General features: G+C 34.0%; 3 protein-coding genes and 1 riboswitch. Of the genes, 1 reads left to right on the top strand and 2 read right to left on the bottom strand.

Annotated elements, in window-relative coordinates; translation table 11 throughout:
- Nucleotides 1–343: 343 nt before the first annotated feature.
- Both ABES02_RS28435 and ABES02_RS28430 read right to left on the bottom strand, forming a co-directional pair.
- On the bottom strand, nucleotides 344–2,167 hold the full coding sequence (locus tag ABES02_RS28435; protein ID WP_430141195.1) for an APC family permease: 1,824 nt from the start codon (nucleotides 2,165–2,167) through the stop codon (nucleotides 344–346).
- A gap of 54 nt (nucleotides 2,168–2,221) precedes the next feature.
- Entirely contained in the window at nucleotides 2,222–2,773 is a 552-nt protein-coding gene (locus tag ABES02_RS28430; protein ID WP_430141194.1) for a hypothetical protein, read from the bottom strand.
- A 313-nt stretch (nucleotides 2,774–3,086) separates the two neighbouring features.
- Nucleotides 3,087–3,221: riboswitch (cyclic di-AMP (ydaO/yuaA leader) on the bottom strand.
- 239 nt (nucleotides 3,222–3,460) lie between these two features.
- Between ABES02_RS28430 and ABES02_RS28425 the strand changes: the two genes are divergently transcribed.
- Nucleotides 3,461–3,592: a hypothetical protein gene (locus ABES02_RS28425; RefSeq protein ID WP_430141193.1), complete on the top strand. Its 132-nt coding sequence runs from the start codon at nucleotides 3,461–3,463 to the stop codon at nucleotides 3,590–3,592.
- Nucleotides 3,593–3,782: the final 190 nt, after the last annotated feature.

Below are 3,782 nucleotides of genomic sequence, written 5' to 3'. Positions count from 1 at the left end.
TTTTCATGGTAGTTGAAGAAGAAAGATTCTAATTATTTTTTGAATCAATTTGTTTAAGATATTAATCAAGGAACATTTTATCCAATAAAGGTGGAAGCATATCACTTTTTAAACAATTTTCACAAATTAGCAATACTGTCATGTCTGGCTTATTTACACTATCATCTTCGCTATTCCCACATATGTTACATACTTGTTCCATTTAGCAGCACTCCTTTATATATTTATATTCATAATTTTTCCCTTCTTTACCTTTTTTCACCCTTCTTAATTGTTACATCTTTAAAAATAAAAAAGCCCAATGAAAATATCATTGGACTTGTGACTTACATTAAGTTACGTATCAATCATTCAAATGAAATGGAACAGTAGAAACCACAACGTCTTTTCTATTTAATAATATGGAACGGATACGTAATCCTGATTGATTGTGTAATAATCGGTGCCACCACTTATGTGTAATAAATTCAGGTAATAGTACAGTTATTTTCTTCTCATGTTTATAGTGGTGGTCAATACGCTCAATAAATTCAATTAATGGCTTAATTAATGTACGGTAACGTGACGTAACAACGACTAATCGGACACCTGGGTTCCACTCATCCCATCTTGCTTCCATCTTTTTAGCATCTTCAGGAGAAAAAGCAACATAAAAAGCTACCACATTTGGGGTAAGTGATTTTGCATATGAAATTGTTGATACCACCACCTTATGAATACCAGCAACAGGTATAATTATGATTGTATCAGTACTTGGAATGGTCTCAGTTAAATCAAATTTTAATTGCTTACCTACATTGTCGTAATGTTTACTAATTTTTGTAATTACCCATAACAATATAGGCGTTATAACAACTACGATCCAAGCCCCTTCTTCAAATTTGGTAATACTGAATATTATTACAACAAAGAAGGTTACTACGGCACCTATTCCATTTATAATTGCTTTTCGTTGCCATCCTTGTGATTTATCCTTTCGCCACTTTAAGACAAGACCTATTTGTGCCATAGTAAATGATAAGAAAACACCAATGGCATAAAGAGGAATTAATGCCTCAGTTCTTCCGCGAAATACAATGAGTAAAATACTTGCTAAGATTCCCAGTGTAATTATTCCATAGTTATAAGCTAAACGGTCTCCTCTGTTGGCAAACATTCGGGGCATATTTTTATCTTGCGCCATGAGAGATCCTAATATCGGAAACCCATTAAAGGCAGTATTAGCAGCTAGTATTAATATTGTCATGGTAGCAAACTGAATAATATAATAAAAAATTCCCCTTCCAAAAGCATCTTCTGCCACCATTGAAAGAACAGTTTTAGTTCCTGTTGGATCAGGATGAATATCATAGGCTCTTGAGATAATCGTTACTCCACCAAAAATAATGGATAATAACAGTCCTAATGTAACCATTGTTCGTTTCGCATTTTTTTGTGCCGGTTGCCTAAAATGAGGTACCGCATTGGAGATAGCTTCAACTCCTGTTACAGCTGAACACCCAGATGAGAAAGCTTTTAACAAAACAAACCATGTCAGGCTTGCTGGTAATTCTGTAGGTATTGTGATTTCGTGTGTTGCCTGACTTGCACCAGTTAACCAGTCAAATAACCCTTTACCTACCAGGGTTAACATGCAAAAAATAAATATGTAAGTCGGAAATGCAAATACGTTACCCGCTTCTGATATGCCTCTTAGATTCATCCATACCATAAACCAGGTAAAAATAAGTCCAATTGGAACGATATATGGTAAAGCAGAAGGGTAAGCAGAAGTAATTGCCAGTACACCTGCCGATATAGAAACTGCTACCGTTAACGTATAATCAATAAGTAATGAAACTCCGGCTAAACGTCCCCACATCATGCCCAAGTTTTCTTTTGCGACCATATAGGCTCCTCCGCCTTGAGGGTACGCGTCGATAACTTGTCTATAACTAATAATAAGAATAGAAATTAATAATATAATTGCTATAGCAACGGGCAAAGAAAAAGCAAATGCAAATGCCCCAACTGTCGCTAGTTCCAATAATATCATTTCTGTCCCATAAGCTACAGAAGAAAGAGCATCCGAGGAAAGAATCGGTAGTGCCTTCCACATCGGCATTTTTTCGGCTTCTGCTTCTTCTGATTTTAAAGGACGACCAAAAAGTAACCTTTTAAATGTCATGATTATTTACCCCCTGATTATGGTTAAGCCATTAAACTGATGCATCCCATAAAATCACATACAATTAATGAATTCATCTGGGATTAATTTAATATTGTGTTCCAAGTTAATTAAATTAAGAAGTTTTTTTATATCATTATTAGATTCGCAGACACAGATATGTTCAATCCAAATATTGTATTTTGTTTTTTGAATACAGGTAAGGGTGCAAGGAAAGTGATTGTATGATTTTATGATATACCACCCCGTCTTTTTCTCTATCCAATTCTCTTGGTGTTTTATATTATTTGGAAGCTTAATCCGTTTTTTCCAAAGCTCTTTTTCCTGTTTTTCTCGAACCATATGATAAACTTCTTCAATTTGCCCTTCTTGGTCTACAAGTTTTGCCCATCTCCCACAATTAATAAAATTTAAAATATCTTTTTTATTATCACCAAACCAGTAACCAATTATATACCTGTAACCATTATGTAATTGCCATACAGCACCAAATACTCTGTAACGCATTGTGATAACATCAAGATAATCATTTCCTATCCCGAAATATGTTGGTGTGGATTTATTTTGATAATATTTTTTCATAAGTGTCCCAAGAAGTCTTTCCATTTTTTAATACCCCCTACAATACATAATCAGTATTTCCAGTGATAAAAAAACATGAAAATTATTATTCTCACTACTCACAATATTTTAAATGAATCTTGCTAACCATTATCTATTTTTGAAAAACACCCCTATTTGTTGAAATGCCGATTACCATATCCTTAAAGACTAATATAGCCTTTTAACCCCAAACGATCACTCCCTCCATGAATTTTATTCCCCCTTAAACTCTTGCCAAAACAAATAAGACCACAAATCGAAAGCAAGCTTTTTCTGTAAAAAAGAGCACAAAAAGCGCCTTCATAGGTGGTCTTTTGACCTCATTCGCTTTAGCCGACGAAGTTAGCTGACGGGTAGGATGGCGAAAGAGATTGACATCCCTTCTACATAAGTAGAATTAACCCCAAAATTGGGTCCTCCGTTCCCTTTCGGGATTAGGCAATATGAAATTTCTTCTATGAGCATGATATTAGGACGATAAAAATAAATTGTAAAGGGTTAAAAATTAGTTAAATAAACCATTTTATTTACAATAAAACGCTTACATCGATGTTTTACTTCAACTTTCTCGTTATCACTAAGTTCTATAACATTTTAGGGCCTTGGGTGCGTTAATTAGAAAATGTCTAAAAGGAGTTAAAAAGGAGAATACGGGAAAAGTATAAATAAGTGTGCTAAGGAGTGATAATTTTGGAACAAGTCTGTACTGTTTGTGGTGAGAGGAAAGGTAAAAGTGAAAAAGGAGAAATAAACGTTTTAATAATATGTGAAGCGTGTCTAGATAGTGAAGATCTTCATCCTTATTTAGATAAAATTCTTTAATTCATATGTTTCACTAATCAACTGAAAAGAGATTGGCTTTGTAAAAAGGAGAATAGAGGAGGAACAAATCTTTTCTTAATTGGATTTGCATTAAGGCTACTTTAGATAAACAACATTAAATATTGGGATTATACCCCAATGTTTTTTATGCCTAACTGCCCGTTTGTGGAAATCGAGTAGAGGGAAAATA

This window comes from Neobacillus pocheonensis (genome assembly GCF_050477905.1).
GTDB lineage: Bacteria > Bacillota > Bacilli > Bacillales > Cytobacillaceae > Neobacillus > Neobacillus pocheonensis_A.
This window is presented reverse-complemented; position numbering and strand designations above follow the sequence as displayed.